The organism is Brevundimonas sp. FG128, from assembly GCF_057809775.1.
On record NZ_JBMDKP010000002.1, the window covers coordinates 439,269 to 456,240 of the forward strand.

Here is a 16,972-nt window from a genome sequence, read left to right on the forward strand (position 1 = left end):
AAGGCCCCGCGTTGTACAACGTCGTGCCGACGGACGCCGACATCTACGACACGCGCTCGTGGAAGCGCGACGCCCTGCTCCAACCCGAAAGCCGCGCCGCCTTCCAGGCCCTGCTGGACCAGGGATGGACGGACGCCCTGCGCACGCGCTTTCCCCACGATCCTCCGCCCTGGATGTTCTGATCCTATTTCCGCAAGGCGTGGGAGCGCGACGCGGGCCTGCGGATCGACCACCTCCTGCTCAACGCCGCCGCAGCCGAGCGCCCTGACCGACGCCGGAGTGGACAGCGCCGTCCGCAGCGACGAAAGGGCCAGCGACCACGCCCCGACGTGGATCACGCTTGGGTAGCAGTCCTGAACGGCCGCCTTAAACGGCACGCTCAGCAGCCGCCGCCGAATGCCGTTCAGTCGGCGGTTGCCGGACCGTGTCGTCCGGATTGCCACCGGGCCTAATTACCGGAAAACGTCGATCCAGCGCGCCACAGCCGCCTTCGATCCGGCGGCGGCGAGATCCAGTCCCGCCTTCGCCAGGAGGTCGAGATGCGGCACGCTGCCCTCCGGCCGTCGCGCTAGGCTCAGGGTCAGGCTGAGCACCGCCTGCTGGAGAGCCGCCTCCTCACACAGCACCCTCGCCGCCGCCTTCGCCCGCTCCAACTCGTCTTGCTCATCTGCAGCGGCGCCCGACACGGCGGCGAGACCGCCCGCGTCCGTCGCCTCCGGCTCTCCTCGGAGGTGGCGGCCCCAGCGGCTGAGGGCTTCTCGCTTCTCCGGCACGTAGGTGTAGCGGTCATAGACGGCTGTGACCGCCGCCCCCTCGTTGGGCGTGTGGCCCAGCACGAGTCCGGCGATGAACCGGCTGACGCCATACTGCCCCGTCAACGTCGTTGCGCCGGACCGGCGAACGTCATGCGGAGATCCCAGGGGCAGTTTTTTGCGGGCGCAGGTGCGCGCGAAAGCGCGCGTGATGGCGTGCGGATCGAGGTGCTGGCCCGGCGACCTGCCGGAGGGGAAGAGATACGGACTGTCGGGATCGAGCGCCCAGGCCTTGTCGATCACGGCCAGACAGGCGTCGTCAAAGGGGACCACATGGGGGTGGCGCGACTGGAGGGAATGGTCCATATCCGCGCCTTTCGGTCGAACTCGGACTTTCGCGCGCCGGCCGCTTCGTTGCGTCGGGTCAAGTTCAGCATCAGCAGCTGGATCGCCAGCCCCATGGCCGGCTCCAGGCGGGCGTGCACGCCGGCCTTCTTGGCTCCCGCCTCCCAGGGCTCGCTCGCCAGGGTCGCGGACGCCCACAGGGCCGTCAGGGCCACATCGTCGAACATCCGCTCGCGCGACGTCAGGGCGAGCGGTCGCGCCAGCCCGTGGACGGGATTGGCCTCGAGCCGCTCCTCCAGAACCGCATATCCCATGACGGCGTGCAGCAGACCGCCGATGGAGGCGACCGAGGCGGCCGACAGACCGGAGGTCACACGGTCGCGCATGAAGCTCTTGACGTCGGCGCGCTTGATTTCCGTGAGCGGCCGTCCGCCCAGTGGCTTGCGGATGTGATTGCGCCAGAGCTGACGTTCGTTGTCGATCGTGCCGGGTCGCTTGGGGCGGCGTCGCCCGCCGTGGAGTCCGACCCTGGCGGCGGCCCAATAGGCCTCCGCCAGTTCGTCGAGGGTTTCGCCAGAGCGGGCCCGCTCCCGCGCCGCCGCCTTTTCGCCGACCGGATCGGCGCCGTTCACAAGGGAGAGCCGCACCTCGGCCGCCCGGATCCTAGCGCTGGCGAGCGTCAGGTCCGGATAAAGCCCGAGGATCAGGCGCCGGCGCCGTCCGCTCGGCAGACGGTAGCGATAGGCGAACTGTTTGGCGCCGCTTGGCGAGACCCGGATCACGAGGCCATGACTGCCGCCCACCACCGCCTCATAGCGGGTGGCTGCCGGCCGGAGCGCGGCGATCTGACGATCGGCGGTGAGTTCGACGCCCGCCATCTCACCCCTCCCTCGTGTCGGCGCTGCAGTTCAGGACTGCAGGATCATAACACTGGAGAGCCGCGAGTTTTTTCTGCGCAGGACCGCCAGGCGCGCCCAAGGACCCGCCAACCGCGAATCGGTCGAAATCGGCTTTCCGCGCTGAACACGGGTGAAACGGCGTGAGAAGCGGTGAACACCGCCGAGGCTCAGGCGATTGTTTCAGAACACTTTTTCGGGATTTCGAAACCGCCGAGGCCGTCGCCGTGGCCCCCCCTGTGGCCCCCCGGAGCCGATTCGCGCAGAAACGTTGTTCGTGCACACAGTGCGCCCGGAACAAGACGTTGTATTTGTTTGGAAAACAATGGTGGACGCGACAGGGATTGAACCTGTGACCCCCTCGGTGTGAACGAGGTGCTCTCCCGCTGAGCTACGCGTCCTTGCCTTGCGGAGGCGGCGATGTAGCCCGGTCGCCGGCCCTGCGCAAGCGCCTGTTTCAGATTCCGGCGGCCTGAACCGTCTCGGGCGTCTCGGCCTCCGGGTCGCCCGGCAGCCAGGCGACGTGACCATTGTAGATGTCCTCGTCCAGTATCCCCTCCTCCTTGGCCACCAGCACCGGGACCAGCATCTGGCCGGTGACGTTGGTCGCCGTGCGCATCATGTCGATGACCCGGTCGATGGCGACGATATAGCCGATGCCTTCCAGCGGCAGTCCGGCGGTGGACAGGGTCAGGGTCAGCATGACGATCGACGTCCCCGGCACACCGGCCGTGCCCAGCGACCCCAGCACCGCCGTCAGGCCGATCAGGATGTACTGCGTCAGCGTCAGGTCGATCTTGAAATACTGGGCGATGAAGATCGAGGCGATGGCCGGATAGATGGCCCCACACCCGTCCATCTTCACATTGGCGCCCAGCGGCACCGCAAAGGCGGCGTAGGCCTGGGGCACGCCCAGCCGCTCGACCGTCTGGCGCAGGGTGATCGGCAGCGTCCCCAGCGACGACGAGGTGGCGAATGCCGTCTGCTGGGCCGCGAAGGCGCCGCGGAAGAAGCTGGTCACCTTCAGCCCGTGGACCTTCAGCAGCCCCGAATAGACGATCAGGATGTGGAACAGGCAGGCGGCGTAGATGGCCCCGATGAACTTCAGCAGCGGCAGCAACGCCTCCCAGCCATAACCGCCGACGACCGAGCCGATCAGGCCGAACACCCCGATGGGCGTCAGCTGGATCACCCAGCGCGTGATGCGGAAGATCACGGCCGCACCCTCGTCCACCAGCCGCCGCACCCCCTGCGCCCGATCGCCCAGCGCCACCAGGGCCATCCCGACCAGGGCCGAGAAGAAGATGATCTGCAGCACCTTGCCCTCAGCCAGGGCGGCGAACGGATTGGTCGGCACCACGCCGATCAGCACCTCCAGCGGCGTCGGGATCACCCGGTCCTTGACCTCGCCCAGCGGCAGGTTGGACAGGCCGACGCCCGGATTGATGATGTGGCCGAACGCGAACCCGACCAGCACGGCCAGCAGCGAGGTGATGGCGAACCAGACGATGGTCCGCACGCCCAGCCGCACGGCCCCCGCCCCCTCGCCCAGCTTGGCGATGGAGCTGGCGATGGTGAACAGCACCAGGGGCGCCACCACCATGCGGATCAGGTTCAGATAGACGTCGCCGATCGGCTGCAGCCAGACCTCGGCCCGTTCGCGCAGGATCAGTCCCGCAATGACGCCCAGGGCCAGGCCGGCGAAGGTGCGCTGCCAGAGCGGGATCTTGAAGAAGCGAGCAAGCATGGAGTGGCTTTCAACAGGGGTGCGCCAATCTGTCCATCGCCGCCTCCATCCGCAACCGCGTCGGCGATCATTCAGCCGACAGATTTCCTGTCGGCGCCCCTCAGAATTTCAGCGCCTTCATGACGTAGAAGTCGGACAGGACGCCGTCGATAGCCTCCTCGACATCCTCGAAATCGTCGATCAGCACGTCCGCGCCCAGGTCCTCGACCGGCACCGGCGTAAAGCCGAAGGTGACCAGGATGCACGGCATGCCCGCATCCTTGGCCGCCTCCGCGTCCGGCGCCGCATCCCCGACCATGATCGCCCGCTCGGGGTCCCCGCCGCCCTTGATCACGGCCTCCTTCAGATGCGCGCCCGAGGGTTTGCGCGCGCTGACCCGGTCCGGCCCGACGATGGCGGCGAAATGCCGGGTCAGGTCCAGCTTTTCCAGCAGCAATTCCGACAGATCCGACCGCTTGTTGGTCGCCACGACCAGGATCGCTCCGCGCGCGCTCAATCGCTCCAGCGTCTCGACGACCCCCTCGAACGGCTGCGACCCGTCCGCGATATGGGCGGCGTAGTCGACCAGAAACCGCTCGAACAATGCGTCCGATTGCGCCCGTTCGACCGACGCACCCGCCGCCTCGAAGCCGTGAACCAGCAACGCGCGTGCGCCGGACCCGATCAGGGTTGAGGCGGACTCCATCGGCACGGGCGGCAGCCCCTCCTCGACCAGCAGCCGGTTCAGAGTCCCGATCAGGTCCGGCGCGGAATCGACCAGCGTCCCATCCAGATCGAAGGCGATGGTCCAGCCTTCCAGGTCGCGCTCGGTCATGGTCACTCTCTTTCCATTCGTCATCCTCGGGCTCGACCCGAGGATCGGGCGCCGCCCCGCGCGTGCGAAACGGCGACGCACCCGCGCTCGCAAATCCGATCCTCGGGTCAAGCCCGAGGATGACGGAACGGCGGGGGCGCTGTAGACGGCGAACGACGACTAGACCGCGAGACGATTCATGACCAGCCAGACGCCCCCCCGCGCCGCCATCATTCTCGCCGCCGGCCAAGGCACGCGGATGAAGTCGCCCCTGCCCAAGGTGCTGCATCCGGTGGCCCATCGCGCCATGATGGACCACGCCATCGACGCGGCCGAGGGCCTGGGCTGCGAACGGATCGTCATCGTGGTCGGGACCCACTCGCCCGAGGTCCGCGCCCATGTGGTCAAGCGGTTGGGTCAGGCGGCGATCGCCGTCCAGGACCCGCCGCTGGGCACCGGCCACGCCGTCCGCGCCGCCGAACAGGCGCTGGCCGGCTTCGACGGCGAAGTGGTCGTCACCTATGGCGACGTGCCCCTGCTGAAGGCCGCCGACATCGAGCCCGTCTTCAATGCGGAGGGCGTGACCGTGATCGGCTTCGAGGCGCGCGATCCCGGCGCCTATGGCCGGTTGATCCTAGACGGCGACACGCTGACCGCCATCACCGAGGCCAAGGAAGCCTCGGCCGAAGTCCTCGCCGTCACCGCCTGCAACTCCGGCGTCATGGCCGCTCCGGCCGCCCTGCTCTTCTCGCTGCTGGCCGAAGTCCGCAACGACAACGCCAAGGGCGAATACTATCTGACCGACGTGGTCGAGCTGGCGCGCAAGGCCGGCCACCCCACCCGCGCCGTCTTCGCCGCCGAGGACGCCGTCATGGGCGTCAACTCCCAGGCCGAACTGGCCCAGGCCGAAGCCCTGTTCCAGCAGGTGCAGCGCGACGCCTTCCTGGCCACTGGCGTGACCATGAGCGCGCCCGACACCGTCCACTTCGCCTGGGATACACAGGTCGGCGGCGGAACCGTCATCGAACCCTTCGTCGTCTTCGGTCCCGGCGTGGTGATCGAGAGCGGCGCCCGCATCCGCAGCTTCAGCCACATCGAGGGCGCCCGCGTCGCCTCCGGCGCCGAAGTCGGCCCCTACGCCCGTCTGCGCCCCGGTGCCGACCTGGCCAAGGGCGTCAAGGTCGGCAACTTCGTCGAGGTCAAGAACGTCAAGATGGCCGAGGGCGCCAAGGCCAACCACCTGGCCTATCTGGGCGACGGCTCCGTCGGCGCGGGGGCCAACATCGGCGCCGGGACGATCTTCTGCAACTACGACGGATTCAACAAGGCCCGGACCGACGTGGGCGCCGGGGCCTTCGTCGGCTCCAACTCCAGCCTGGTCGCCCCGGTCGTCATCGGCGACGGCGCCATCGTCGCCTCCGGCTCGGTGATCACCGAAAACGTTCCGGCCGACGCCCTCGCCTTCGGCCGTGCGCGACAGACCCACAAGCCGGACGCCGGCGCCGCCTTCCGAGAGAAGGCGAAAGCTCAGAAAGCCGCAAAATCCAAATGAGCGACATCCAGAAAAAGAACGCCGGCGAAGCCGCCGCCGCCCATGTCGAGGCCGGCATGGTCGTCGGCCTGGGCACTGGCTCGACCGCCGCCTGGTTCGTCAAGGCGTTGGCGGCGCGTGGCCTGCCCGGCCTGCGCTGCGTCCCGACCTCGGAAAAGACCGCTGACCTGGCGCGCGAACTGGGTCTGACGCTGTCGACGCTGGAAGATACGCCCCGCATCGACCTGACCGTCGACGGCGCCGACGAGGTCGGCCCCGGCCTGGCCCTGATCAAGGGCGGCGGTGCAGCCCTGCTGCGCGAGAAACTGGTGTGGGAGGCCTCGGCCCGCTGCATCGTCATCGCCGACGCGGCCAAGGTGGTGCCGGTGCTGGGGACCTTCCCCCTGCCGATCGAGGTCGTCGCCTTCGGCCACAAGACCACGGCGAACCGCATCGCCGACGTCCTTATCGACCACGACATCAACCAGCCGGCCCGCGTGCGCCAGGCGGATCGCGGCCTGGTCCGCACCGACGGCGGCAACCTGATCTATGACGCGGGCTGCAAGGCCATACACGACCCCGTGCGCCTGGCCGACGATCTGAAACTGATCACCGGCGTGGTCGAACACGGCCTGTTCCTGGACCTGGCGGACCTGGCCATCATCGGCACGGACGACGGCGTCGAAGAACGCCTGCCCTGACCCCTATTTCGCGGCCAGAGCCCCTTCGAAGCTCAGGGTCGCATCGGCGTTCTCGACCACGTTGAGGCTGGTCGCCTGAACGCCGCGCCCGTCGAGCGCCGCCAGCCAGCCGAAGGCCGCAGCGGTCGAGACATTGGTCAGGGCGAACCCCAGGCCGCCGTCCGGCGACATCCCCATGACGGGCGAAACGCCGCCGGCCGCGCTGACCTGGGCCACGACGGCCTGAACGTCCACGCCGCTCGCCCTCGTGGAGCGGGGCGCCGCATCGCCCAGCGCGCGCCGGATCGTGGACAGGTCCGCCTCCGCCGTCACACGCTGATCGGCCGCATCGGCGCGCCAGGCCCAGACCGGCCGCACGATCACCAGCCACGCCAGAACCGCGAACACCAGCACCCCCATCACCGCCAGCATCCGCTGCTCGCGCGGGGACCGTCCGTCCCACCACGCCATGGTCTGTGCGATCATTCCGTTCATGACGCGCCTCCCAGCACGACTTCGCTGACAACGCGACCGCCGTCCTCGACGGTGCTGGTGTCCGACAGGCTCAGCCCCGATCCGTTCAGCGCGGTTCGCATGGCGTCCAGGTCGCCGAAGGCGGGATAGCTGACGGTGGCCCTCAGCCCCTGGCCGGCCGAGGACGACATGCCGTCCAGTTCCGCACCCTCGACGCCCTCCACCGCAGCGAACAGGGCGGCGGACGCCGCGGCCATGCCACCCGGCGGCGGGGCTGCGGCCAGTTGACGGCGCGCCTCCGCGATCGGATCCGCCGCCTTGGCCGCGTCCGGCAACGCCTCCGTAATCAGGACCAGCGTCGCCTCACGGGCCTGGCTGGCCTCATGCCGGTCATGCGCGGCGCCCGCGACGGCCAGGATCAGCGGCGAGATCACCACCGCCGCAGCCAGGGCCGCGACCCGACGCCAGCCGCCGCTCGATGCCTGACGCGTCCGCTCCACGCCGGACAGCAGATTGACCGGCAGCGGCGCGGTCGCCAGCGCCGACAGGGCCGCGTCCCAATCCCCGACCGGCGCCAGCGACCGATCGCCCGCCATGGCCTGAACCAGATCGGCCTGAACCGTGGCGGCGAACCCGCGCCCGCGCAGAGCCACATCGCCGCCGACCGCCACCGTCGCCAGGGTCAGGTCGTCCTGCGGCTCAGGCAAGACCAGACAGTCGGGCACCACGGCCTCGACCGACACGCCCAGGGCCGCCAGATAGTCGATCCAGGCCTCCAGCAGGGTGGCGCTGACCGCGGCGGTCAGGCGGGGACCGTGCGCGACGCCGGGCGCGCCGACGGCGACCACGGTGCGATCCGGCAGGGCCGCCAGGTCGTCCTTCAGCATCCAGCGCGCCGCCGCCCGCGTCTGGGCCGCGCCGCCGACGGGCAGGTCCAGCCATCGGATCAGGACATCGGCCCCCGGCGCGACCGCAATGGTGCGCACCTCGGCGTGCGGCGCCTCGCCTTCCAGCAGCAAGGCGCCGCGCTGAAGCACCCGGCCCTGGCCATCGACGACGACGAAGGGCGCAGGCATGGACGCCGCCGGGGGGATCTGGACGATGCGGGTCGTGGTCATTCTTCGGGTATCCAGCGGCGGATGACGGTGCGCACGCCCCCTTCGGGCGCGGCGTACAACAGGGCGGTGCGGACGGCGTGGGCGCCGCCGTAATCGACATCGACGGTCAGGTCGAAAAAGCGCGTCAGCAGCGTAGCCTGCGCGCGCGTCTCGTCGTCGGGCGTGAAATCCTGAAGGGCCGGCTGCGCCCAGAAGGCGTCGGCGCTGGCCCAACCGGTCGCCGGACGCGCGGCGATGGCGGTCTTCGCCGCCTGCGGCCCCAGCGCGCCGCGCGTAAGCATCGTCAGCAGGGGCGCCTGATCCGGCCTCAGGGTGTTCACATTGATCGCCGACAGCCGGGTCGTCGGCAGGGCGCAGACATAGGGCCGCAGACGCCGGTAAAGCCCGTCGTCCATCCCGGCGACGGCCCGCATCTCGCTGACATCGGCCAGCATGATCCCGGCGGTGCGATAGGGGACCGACAGTCCGGCGTATCGCGCATCTTCCGCGCCGCCCGGCAGGGGGTCGCCGTCCGCATCCATCCAGTCGGTCAGGGCGGCGCCGACCGTCGCCATTCGCGTGCGCGGCAGCCCCAGCGCCGTCCCCAGCGCCACGAACTGCGCCAGCCCTTCCGGTCGCGCCACCAGGTCCTCGCCCTGGCCCAGCACCAGACTGTTCAGGTTGAAACAGGCCTGGCCGTCATGGACCACCGCCTGGATCGCGCCGTCCTCGATAGGAAAGCTTAGCACCCGCCCGTCCCATCGCGGCTCCAGCGGCGTGCGGACGGGGTCTGCGGCGATCAGATCCTCGATCTGGCGCCGCGCCAGGCTTTCGGCGCCGGCGGCGTACCACTGGGCCTGGGCCTGGGTCTCGACATTGGTCGTGCGGCGAACGGAAAAGCGCACGTCGTCCAGAATGGCCACCGCCACGACGGCCATCACCGCCACCAGCAGCAGGACGGTCAGCAGGGCCATCCCCTCGCGCGCTCGACGCCGCCCCCTCACGCCGCCGCCACCAGGAACAGCTGTTCGACGCGCCCGAGGCCGTCCAGCGTCATGACCACCCGCACCGCGTCGGGCAGGGGCCGCGCGCTGGTCGAGATGAAGGCTGGAGCCTCGCTGCCGTCCTGCAGGAAGGTGACGGCCACGTCGCGGACGCCTGTGTAGAGCACCTGGGCGGCGCCCGCCCGCGCCCCGTCCAGATAGGGCGACACCCGCCGCTCCAACCGCCCGTCGGTCACTCGATATTCCACGCGTTGCAGCGACGGCCGCGCCGCAGCGTCGGGATTGCTCCACCCGTTGCGGACCAGGACCAGAACCGGATCGCCCGGCGCCTGCGCCCCCATCAGGGCGCGCGGCAGGGGCCGTCCGCTGGGTCCGCGCGTGCGCCGGTCGGAGGCCTGGGCCAGATCGGCCTTAAGCAGGGCGCGCGTCCGTTGCAGGGCGGCGGTGCGTTCGACATTGCTCTGGACGGCGAACCGCGTATCGATCGTCTGGCCCAGCACCAGGGCGCCCGCCGCCGCCAGCAGGGCGAAGATCAGCAGCGAGACCAGCACCTCGACCAGGGTGAAGCCCGCGCGGGCCTTGGCCATCATCATGCGCCCGCCGCCCGGAACAGGACACGATCCGCCGCCTGGCCCTCGTCGTTGGCGACCCGCACGTCGATGCGGCCCACTCCCGGAACCTCCGTCCCGCTGACCACGCGCCGCCAGCGCCAGACCTGGCCGCCCAGCGTCGTCTGACCGGACGTCTCCCCGACCGGCAGGCTGGGGGCGATCATGGCCTCCGCCGCGACGTTTTCCGCCACGATGCCGCCCAGGGTGCGCGCCTCGACACGGGCGGCCGAGCGCGTGCTCTCTCCCGACAGGTTCAGCAGGGCCATCGCCGCCAGGGCGAACACCGCCAGGGCGACCAGCATTTCGATCAGGGTGAAGCCGGCGCGGTCAGCCATCGACCACCACCTCGCCTGCGCCGTCCACGACGACGGTGCGCCCCCTGCCGTCGCGCATCAGCCTGATTTCGGCCGGGTCCGTCACGCCGGTCGGATCGAAGACGATCCGCGCCCGTCCTGGCCCGCCCAGGCCCTCGTCCCAGGTCTGGGCCGTGAAGACGCCGTTCAGGGCGGTCCAGTCCCGCCCGTCGAAGTTGGAAAAGCGATAACCGACGCGGTCCACATCCACCGCGACCGGCCGGTTCGTCAGGATCGCCTCTTCCCTGGCGCGCACCAGCCGCGCGGCGAACCGTTCCGCCTCCATCCCGACCGAGGGCCGGGGATCGGGAATGGACAGGACGACGGCGCCGGCCGCCAGGCCGATGATCGTCATCACGACCATCAGCTCGACCAGGGTGAATCCGGCCCGGACGGCGGGCCTAGCCCTGCCAGTTTCCAAGGTCGGCGTCATTGTCCTCCCCTCCCTCCTTGCCGTCCGCCCCCAGCGAGAAGACGTCGAACTGCCCGCCATGGGCGCTCTGGCGCCGATACTGGTAGGCGTTGCCCCAGGGATCTTCCGGCAGACGGCGCACATAGCCGCCCTCGCGGTAGCGTTCGGGCTGGGTCAGGCCTGCGGGCGGCGCGACCAGGGCCTGCAGCCCCTGCTGGTCGGTGGGGAAGTTCAGATTGTCCAGGCGATAGGTCTCGATCGCCTGTTCCAGCACGGAGATGTCGGCCTTGGCCTTGCCGACCATGGCGCGGTCCTGGCTGGGCAAGACGTTGATGGCCACGACCGTCGCCAGCAGGCCGATGATCACGATGACCACCATCAGCTCCACCAGGGTGAAGCCTTCGCGCTTGCGGCGGGTCCGGTGTTTGGTCTTGGTCATGAGAAGTCCTTTCATCCCATCGCCAGGGTGTTGATCTGAAGGATCGGCAGCAGGATCGACAGCACGATCAGGGCGACCACGCCGCCCATGACGACGATGATGGCCGGCTCCAACAGGCTCAGCATCACGGCCGTGAAGGTCGAGAACTCGCGTTCCAGATAGTCGGCGGCGCGCTCCAGCATCGGCTCCAGCCGTCCGCTGCTCTCGCCCGAGGCGGTCATGTAAACCAGGATCGGCGGAAAGACGTCGGCGCGGCGCATGGCGGCCGACAGCCCGCCGCCCTCGCGCACGGCGTCGGCCATCGCCTCGGTCGCCTGGCGAAGCGCCCGGTTGGACACCGTGCGCGCCGTGATCGTCAGACCCTCCAGCACCGGCAGGCCTGCGGCGATCATTGTCGACAGCGTCCGCGCCATCTTCGCCCCGTGCAGGTCGCGCGTCAGCCGTCCGACCAGCGGCAGGCGCAGCACCGCGCGGTCCATCGTCATTCGGATGTCCGGTCTGCGACGCGCCACGACGCCCGCCGCCGCCATGACGGCCAGAACGACCAGCACCAGCCAACCCCAGTTCCGCATCAGGTCCGATACGCCGATCACCAGCCGCGTCAGCAGCGGCAGCGTCTGGTTCATGCTGTCGAACTGATCCACCACCTTGGGCACGACGAAGGTCATCAGGGCGCCGATGACGCCCAGCGCCACGACCGCCAACACGCAGGGATAGACCAGCGCCGTGATCACCTTGCCGCGCACCTGCTGGTCGCGCTCCAGCCCGTCGGCCAGCCGCTCCAGGATCGGTTGCAGTGCCCCCGACTGTTCGCCGGCCGAGACCATGGCCCGATAGAGCGGCGGAAAGGCCTGGCCCTGGCGGCTCATGGCGTCGGACAGGCGACGCCCCTCCATCACCCCGGCGTGGACGCCTTCCAGCACCCGGCGAACGGCGACGCGGTCGGCCTGAAGCGCCAGGGTCCGCAGGGCCTCCTCGATCGGGGCCACGGAAATCAGGGTCGCCAGTTGCCGCGTGGTCAGGGCCAGGGTCTTGGCGTTCAGCTTGCCGCCCGGCCGCGCGGCGGTCTCGGCCCGGCCGACGACGCGTGCAGGCGTGATCTCCAGCAAGGCCAGCCGACGACGCGACAACAGGCTTCGCGCCGCAACCTCGTCCGCTGCGGTCAGGGCGCCGGACACCGTGCGTCCGGCCGCGTCGACGGCGACATAGTCGAACGCCGCCATCAGCCCGCCTCGCCCGAGCTGTCGCCGTCCAGATCGACGGCGGTTTCCTGACGCGAGACCCGCACCGCCTCCTCGATGGAGGTCACGCCTTGCAGGACCATGTCGCGCGCGCGGTCCGCCAATGTCCCGCCCTGTGCGAACGCTGCGGCGCTCAGCGCGTCGCCATCGGCCTCGGCGGCGATCACGCGACGGACGCGGTCGTCGATCTTCAGCACCTCATACAGCCCGACCCGGCCGACATAGCCGGTGTTGGCGCAGTGAGCGCAGCCGTGCGGACGCCAGACGCGCACCCCGGCCTTGGCGCCGATCAGACGGGCGGTCGTCTTGTCGGCGATCTCGGGCGTCCGGCACTCGCCGCACAGCCGTCGCACCAGCCGCTGGGCCACGACGAGACGCAGGGTCGAGGCCAGCAGGAAGGGCTCCACCCCCATGTCGCGCAACCGCGTCACCGCCCCGACCGCATCGTTGGTATGGACGGTCGACAGCACCAGATGCCCGGTCAGCGAGGCCTGAACGGCGATGCCCGCCGTCTCCACGTCGCGGATCTCGCCCACCATCACCACGTCCGGATCCTGGCGCAGGATGGCGCGCAGCCCGGCGGCGAAGGTCATGCCGACCTTGGTGTTGACCTGGGTCTGGCCCACGCCGTCGATGGCGTATTCGACCGGGTCCTCGACCGTCAGGATGTTGCGCGTCTGGTCGTTCAGAAGCGACAGCCCGGCGTACAGGCTGGTGGTCTTGCCCGAACCCGTCGGCCCCGTGACCAGGATGATCCCGTTCGGCTCGGCCAGCGCGCCCTTGAAGGCGGCGAAGGCGTCGGTATCCATGCCCAGCCGGTCCAGCGTCATGCCCGCCTGATCCTTGTCCAGGATCCGCAGCACCACCCGTTCGCCGCCCCGCGACGGCAGGGTGGAGACCCGCACGTCCAGCGTCTTGCCGCCAAGCGCCAGCGGAATCCGCCCGTCCTGCGGCACGCGTTTCTCCGCGATGTCCAGCCGCGCCATGACCTTGATGCGCGACACCAGCAGGGGCGCGATGCGCGGGTTCAGGCTCAGGACTTCGCGCAGGACTCCGTCGATCCGCATACGGACCAACAGCGCCGTCTCGTAGGTTTCCAGGTGAATGTCCGAGGCGCCGGCCCGCACGGCCTCGGCGATCACCCCGTTGATCAGCCGGATGACCGGGGCGTCGTCGGCGGTGTCCAGCAGGTCCGCCGCCGCCGGAATGTCGTCGATCAGGCTTTCCAGCCCCGCCGGCATGTCCAGATCGTCGCCGTCACCGCCCGTCAGATGGTCGCCCGCGTAGATTTCCGACAGCTGCCGGTCGAACGCCGCCTGGGTCAGGGGCTCGACCGCCAGCGGCCGACCCAGCGCACGCCGCGTCTCGATCAGGGCCATCGGGTCCGCGCCCTGCCGCAGCCCCACCCGCGCCACGTCATCGATGTCCAGCAACAGCACGCCGTGCCGCTTGGCGAACCCATAGGGCAGGCTGGGGCTGACCAGCGTGATCACGGATCAGCTCCCCGCAGGCGGCAGGGGCGCGACGTCGACCGGCGCGATGGGGGCGGTCGGCGCAATCACCATCGGCTCGCCCACGGCGGGCGCCGCCGGCGGCTGGGTGCGCATATAGTCCCGCACCAGGGCGTCCAGGCTGGGCTCGCGATCCGGCTGAACCGCCTGCTGCTGGGCGCGCATATAGCCCCAGCGGTCGGCCGCCAGGCCTTGCGCCTCGGCCGGGGTGCGGATGATGGTGGGGCGCAGGAAGACCATCAGATTGGTCCGCCCCCGCTGTCGGCTGGTCGAGCGGAACAGCACGCCGACGCCGGGAATGTCGCCCAGCCCCGGCACCTTGTCGGTGGCCAGCCGGTCGTTCTGGTCCAGCAGACCGCCCGCGACGGCGATGTCGCCGTCATCCACCACCAGCGTTGTCTCCAGCTCGCGCTTGTCCAGCACCAGGTCCGACGCGCCGTTGGTCAGCACGCCGTTGATGGCCGACACCTCCTGGCGCAGGGTCAGGGTGATGGAGCCGCCCGCGTTGATCTGCGGCTTGACCGTCAACCGCACGCCGATGTCCTTGCGGTCGGTCGTGGTGAAGGGGTTGGAGTTTCCGTCCAGCAGGGTCTGGCCCGTCGTGATCGGCACCTCCTGCCCGACCAGGAAGGTCGCCTCCTCATTGTCCAGCGTCATGATCGACGGCGTCTGGAGCAGGTTGGAGCCTTCGTCGGTCTTGGCCGCATTGATAATGAAGCCGAACAGGCCGTTGCCGATCTTGCCGCCGCCCCCGCCGACGAAACCGTTGGCGCCCAGCAGGCTGTTCAGCGCCAGGCTCTGAAGCTGTTCACGCAACGGATCGTCTGGATCGAGCTGGCCCGCCGCAGCGCCGCCGGCCAGCGGGACCAGGGGCGAGGCGCGGTTGGAATAGTTGGTCAGGCCCACGCCGTTCTCGCCGCCGTACAGCCACTGGACGCCCAGCTCGCGCACCGCATTGTCGCTCAGCTCGACCACGATGGCCTCGATCAGCACCTGCTGGCGGCGCACGTCCAGGCGACGGATCACATCGGCCAGTGTCCGCTGCATGTCCGCCGGCCCCGAGATCACCAGGGCGTTGGCGCCGGGGAAACGGGCGATGGTGGCGCGCTGGCCCGTCGCCGTGACCGTCGAAGAGCCGATGGCCCCGGTGTCGGCGTCCGCGCCCCCCAGGCTGGACGCCGTGCGCGACAGACCGCCGGAGCCTCCGTTCGTCGTGCCCGTCGGCGGGGTCCGCAGCCGTTGCGTCCCCTCCGTCGATGCGCTGACGGGCTGCCCGACCACCTGTTGCAGCACCGGCAACAGCTGCTCGGCGCTGGCGTGTTCCAGGAAGATGACATTGACGTCCTGGCTGGCGCGTGACCGGCCGTCCAGATCGTGGATCAGCCCCCGCACGCGGGTCAGCGCCTGGCCGTCGCCGCGCAGGACGATGGAGTTGGAGCTCTCGACCGGGGTGACCGTGACCATCCCCTGCCCGCCTGCGCCCGGCGCCGACATCACCTGTTGCAGCACGCCTGCGATCTCGCGCGCCGATGCGTTCTCCAGCGACACGACCTCATAGCTGGATCGATCCACGTCGATCCGCGAGATCAGCGACCGGACCCGCGCCAGGTTGTCGGCGAAATCCGCCACCACCACGCTGTTGGCGCCGGGATTGGCCAGTACCTGCCCCTGGCCCCCGACCAGGGGCCGGATGGTTTCGGCCGCCGAGGCCGCGTCGATGTTGCGAAGCTGGAACACCTCGGTCGAGAACCGCTCCACTCCCACGGTGGACGGCCCTTGCGCCGCGCCCTGGGCCGGGCTGATGCGATAGGCGCCCGATTGGGTCGGCGTGACGACCAGGCCGTTGGCCCGCAGGGTCGACAGGAAGACCTCGAACAGCTGCGTGCGGCCCAGCGGGCGGTCGCTGGTCACCGTCACCGTGCCGGTCACGGCCGGATCGACGATGAAGGTGCGCCCTGTCGTGCGGGCCACGTCCTGGATGAAGGCGCGAATGTCGGCGCCCTGGACGTTCAGCGTCTGGCGCGCCTCCTGGGCGGCGACCGGCACGGCCGACAGCGGGCCTTGCAGAACCAGCACGGCGGCGAGCGCGCCGACGCCGGATCGCATCAGGCGGTTGCGCAGAGAGGCGGTCATGGACGCGTCCTTATGGTGGTGGTGCGCGTCTCTCCGGCGCGCTCGTACTGGATTTCGGCGGCGGGCGCGCTGGCCAGCTGGCCGCGCAGGGCGCCGATGGCCTGCGGGCTGTTCAGCGCTACCCCGTTGACCGACAGGATGACGTCGCCGGACTGGAGCCCCGCGCTGCGCAGCTCGGACGCATTGCCGGCCGAGGATACGGTGAAGCCGTTGACGCCCAGACCCTGGATGCGGGGACGCAGCGACGCCTGGGCCATCAACCGCTGGGGATCGACGATCGCGCCCTGGGCCGAGGCCGGCGCAGGGCTGGGCGGCGCCACGACCTGGGGCGTCGAGGGCGGCGGCGGCGGCGCTGCGGCGCCGACGGGTGTTTCGGTGAATTCGAGGCGGCTGAGCGACTGGCCGCGCGCCAGGGTGACGAAGTCGGGGCCGACCGCCTGGAGCACCAGCCCCGGCTCCACCTCCTCGCCGACGCCGACGGAGACCTGGCGTCCATCCGCCAGACCGATGATGGCCGACCCGCCGCCCACGCCGCCTGACCGCACCCCGAACAGCCGCATCTGGCTGGCGTCCGTCCCCGACGCCCCGGCCAGCGCGCCCTGTCCGCCCGTGCGGAAGAAGGCGTCGAAACGCGACAGAATGGTCATGTCCACGGGCCGATCGGGCGCCGCAGCGGCCGTCGGCTCGGTCTTGGGATGCGGCGCGACGAACACCCAGACCAGACGCCCCGCCTGGATCAGCAGCAGCAGGATCAGGACCGCCTCGACGATGCGACGCAGCGGCAGGCGACGGGCCGTCTCGGCCGCCGACGTCAGGCTGAAGTTGCGGAAAGCAGCGATCACGACGCCATGCTCGTCACGGCCCCCGACGGCCGTGTCGCGACTTAGACTAATCGTCCGTATGCGGGCCGCACCGGAGTGTGAAGACACCAAGAACATCTCGTGACAGTCACG

Annotated in this window: 18 protein-coding genes and 1 tRNA gene; 3 read left to right on the top strand and 16 right to left on the bottom strand. The window is 70.1% G+C overall.

Going from position 1 to position 16,972, the window contains the following annotated elements; translation table 11 throughout:
• Positions 1-11 precede the first annotated feature (11 nt).
• The gene (locus ACODSC_RS06535; RefSeq protein WP_488812916.1) at positions 12-182 is read left to right on the top strand and encodes a hypothetical protein; all 171 of its coding nucleotides are present in this window, start codon (positions 12-14) and stop codon (positions 180-182) included.
• A gap of 270 nt (positions 183-452) precedes the next feature.
• On the opposite strand, the gene ACODSC_RS06540 is transcribed toward ACODSC_RS06535, so the two are convergent.
• From ACODSC_RS06540 to ACODSC_RS06560, 5 genes are all read right to left on the bottom strand, one after another.
• Positions 453-1,118, bottom strand: a complete 666-nt coding sequence (locus tag ACODSC_RS06540) for a site-specific integrase (protein WP_488812918.1) — start codon at positions 1,116-1,118, stop codon at positions 453-455.
• Complete coding sequence (locus tag ACODSC_RS06545; protein ID WP_488812920.1) at positions 1,052-1,975, bottom strand: tyrosine-type recombinase/integrase; 924 nt, start codon at positions 1,973-1,975, stop codon at positions 1,052-1,054. Before ACODSC_RS06545 ends, ACODSC_RS06540 begins: the two co-directional genes overlap by 67 nt.
• 344 nt (positions 1,976-2,319) lie before the next feature.
• Positions 2,320-2,394 (bottom strand) — tRNA-Val (locus tag ACODSC_RS06550).
• A gap of 56 nt (positions 2,395-2,450) precedes the next feature.
• Entirely contained in the window at positions 2,451-3,740 is a 1,290-nt protein-coding gene (locus tag ACODSC_RS06555; protein ID WP_488812922.1) for a dicarboxylate/amino acid:cation symporter, read from the bottom strand.
• Positions 3,741-3,840: 100 nt separating this feature from the next.
• Entirely contained in the window at positions 3,841-4,554 is a 714-nt protein-coding gene (locus tag ACODSC_RS06560; protein ID WP_488812924.1) for an HAD-IA family hydrolase, read from the bottom strand.
• A 178-nt stretch (positions 4,555-4,732) separates the two neighbouring features.
• Here ACODSC_RS06560 and glmU point away from each other — a divergent pair, with 178 nt between their 5' ends.
• Positions 4,733-6,085 carry a bifunctional UDP-N-acetylglucosamine diphosphorylase/glucosamine-1-phosphate N-acetyltransferase GlmU gene (gene glmU / locus ACODSC_RS06565; protein WP_488812926.1) on the top strand — a complete coding sequence of 451 codons (1,353 nt, stop codon included), beginning with the start codon at positions 4,733-4,735 and terminating at the stop codon, positions 6,083-6,085.
• Complete coding sequence (rpiA, locus tag ACODSC_RS06570; protein ID WP_488812928.1) at positions 6,082-6,765, top strand: ribose-5-phosphate isomerase RpiA; 684 nt, start codon at positions 6,082-6,084, stop codon at positions 6,763-6,765. The genes glmU and rpiA overlap by 4 nt, the downstream gene beginning before the upstream one ends.
• Positions 6,766-6,768: 3 nt before the next feature.
• On the opposite strand, the gene ACODSC_RS06575 is transcribed toward rpiA, so the two are convergent.
• Genes ACODSC_RS06575 through ACODSC_RS06625 form a run of 11 tightly spaced genes read right to left on the bottom strand, consistent with a single transcriptional unit; the run spans position 6,769 to position 16,861 of the window.
• Positions 6,769-7,239: a type II secretion system protein M gene (locus ACODSC_RS06575; protein WP_488812930.1), complete on the bottom strand. Its 471-nt coding sequence runs from the start codon at positions 7,237-7,239 to the stop codon at positions 6,769-6,771.
• A complete protein-coding gene (gspL, locus tag ACODSC_RS06580) occupies positions 7,236-8,336 on the bottom strand; it encodes a type II secretion system protein GspL (RefSeq protein ID WP_488812932.1) in 1,101 nt (366 codons plus the stop codon). The genes ACODSC_RS06575 and gspL overlap by 4 nt, the downstream gene beginning before the upstream one ends.
• Positions 8,333-9,289 (bottom strand): type II secretion system minor pseudopilin GspK, encoded by a 957-nt coding sequence (gene gspK, locus ACODSC_RS06585; protein WP_488812934.1) that lies wholly within the window; start codon positions 9,287-9,289, stop codon positions 8,333-8,335. The genes gspL and gspK overlap by 4 nt, the downstream gene beginning before the upstream one ends.
• A gap of 26 nt (positions 9,290-9,315) precedes the next feature.
• The gene (gspJ, locus tag ACODSC_RS06590; RefSeq protein ID WP_488812936.1) at positions 9,316-9,906 is read right to left on the bottom strand and encodes a type II secretion system minor pseudopilin GspJ; all 591 of its coding nucleotides are present in this window, start codon (positions 9,904-9,906) and stop codon (positions 9,316-9,318) included.
• 2 nt (positions 9,907-9,908) lie between these two features.
• Positions 9,909-10,265 (bottom strand): type II secretion system minor pseudopilin GspI, encoded by a 357-nt coding sequence (gene gspI / locus ACODSC_RS06595; RefSeq protein ID WP_488812938.1) that lies wholly within the window; start codon positions 10,263-10,265, stop codon positions 9,909-9,911.
• Positions 10,258-10,716, bottom strand: a complete 459-nt coding sequence (locus ACODSC_RS06600) for a GspH/FimT family pseudopilin (RefSeq protein ID WP_488812940.1) — start codon at positions 10,714-10,716, stop codon at positions 10,258-10,260. Before ACODSC_RS06600 ends, gspI begins: the two co-directional genes overlap by 8 nt.
• Positions 10,685-11,134, bottom strand: a complete 450-nt coding sequence (gene gspG, locus ACODSC_RS06605) for a type II secretion system major pseudopilin GspG (RefSeq protein ID WP_488812942.1) — start codon at positions 11,132-11,134, stop codon at positions 10,685-10,687. The genes ACODSC_RS06600 and gspG overlap by 32 nt, the downstream gene beginning before the upstream one ends.
• 11 nt (positions 11,135-11,145) lie before the next feature.
• A complete protein-coding gene (gene gspF / locus ACODSC_RS06610; RefSeq protein WP_488812944.1) occupies positions 11,146-12,357 on the bottom strand; it encodes a type II secretion system inner membrane protein GspF in 1,212 nt (403 codons plus the stop codon).
• Positions 12,357-13,868, bottom strand: coding sequence for a type II secretion system ATPase GspE (gene gspE, locus ACODSC_RS06615; RefSeq protein ID WP_488812946.1), 1,512 nt, complete (start codon positions 13,866-13,868; stop codon positions 12,357-12,359). Before gspE ends, gspF begins: the two co-directional genes overlap by 1 nt.
• 3 nt (positions 13,869-13,871) lie before the next feature.
• Entirely contained in the window at positions 13,872-16,019 is a 2,148-nt protein-coding gene (gene gspD / locus ACODSC_RS06620; RefSeq protein ID WP_488812948.1) for a type II secretion system secretin GspD, read from the bottom strand.
• Complete coding sequence (locus ACODSC_RS06625) at positions 16,016-16,861, bottom strand: type II secretion system protein N (protein ID WP_488812950.1); 846 nt, start codon at positions 16,859-16,861, stop codon at positions 16,016-16,018. Before ACODSC_RS06625 ends, gspD begins: the two co-directional genes overlap by 4 nt.
• Between the last annotated feature and the right edge of the window lie 111 nt (positions 16,862-16,972).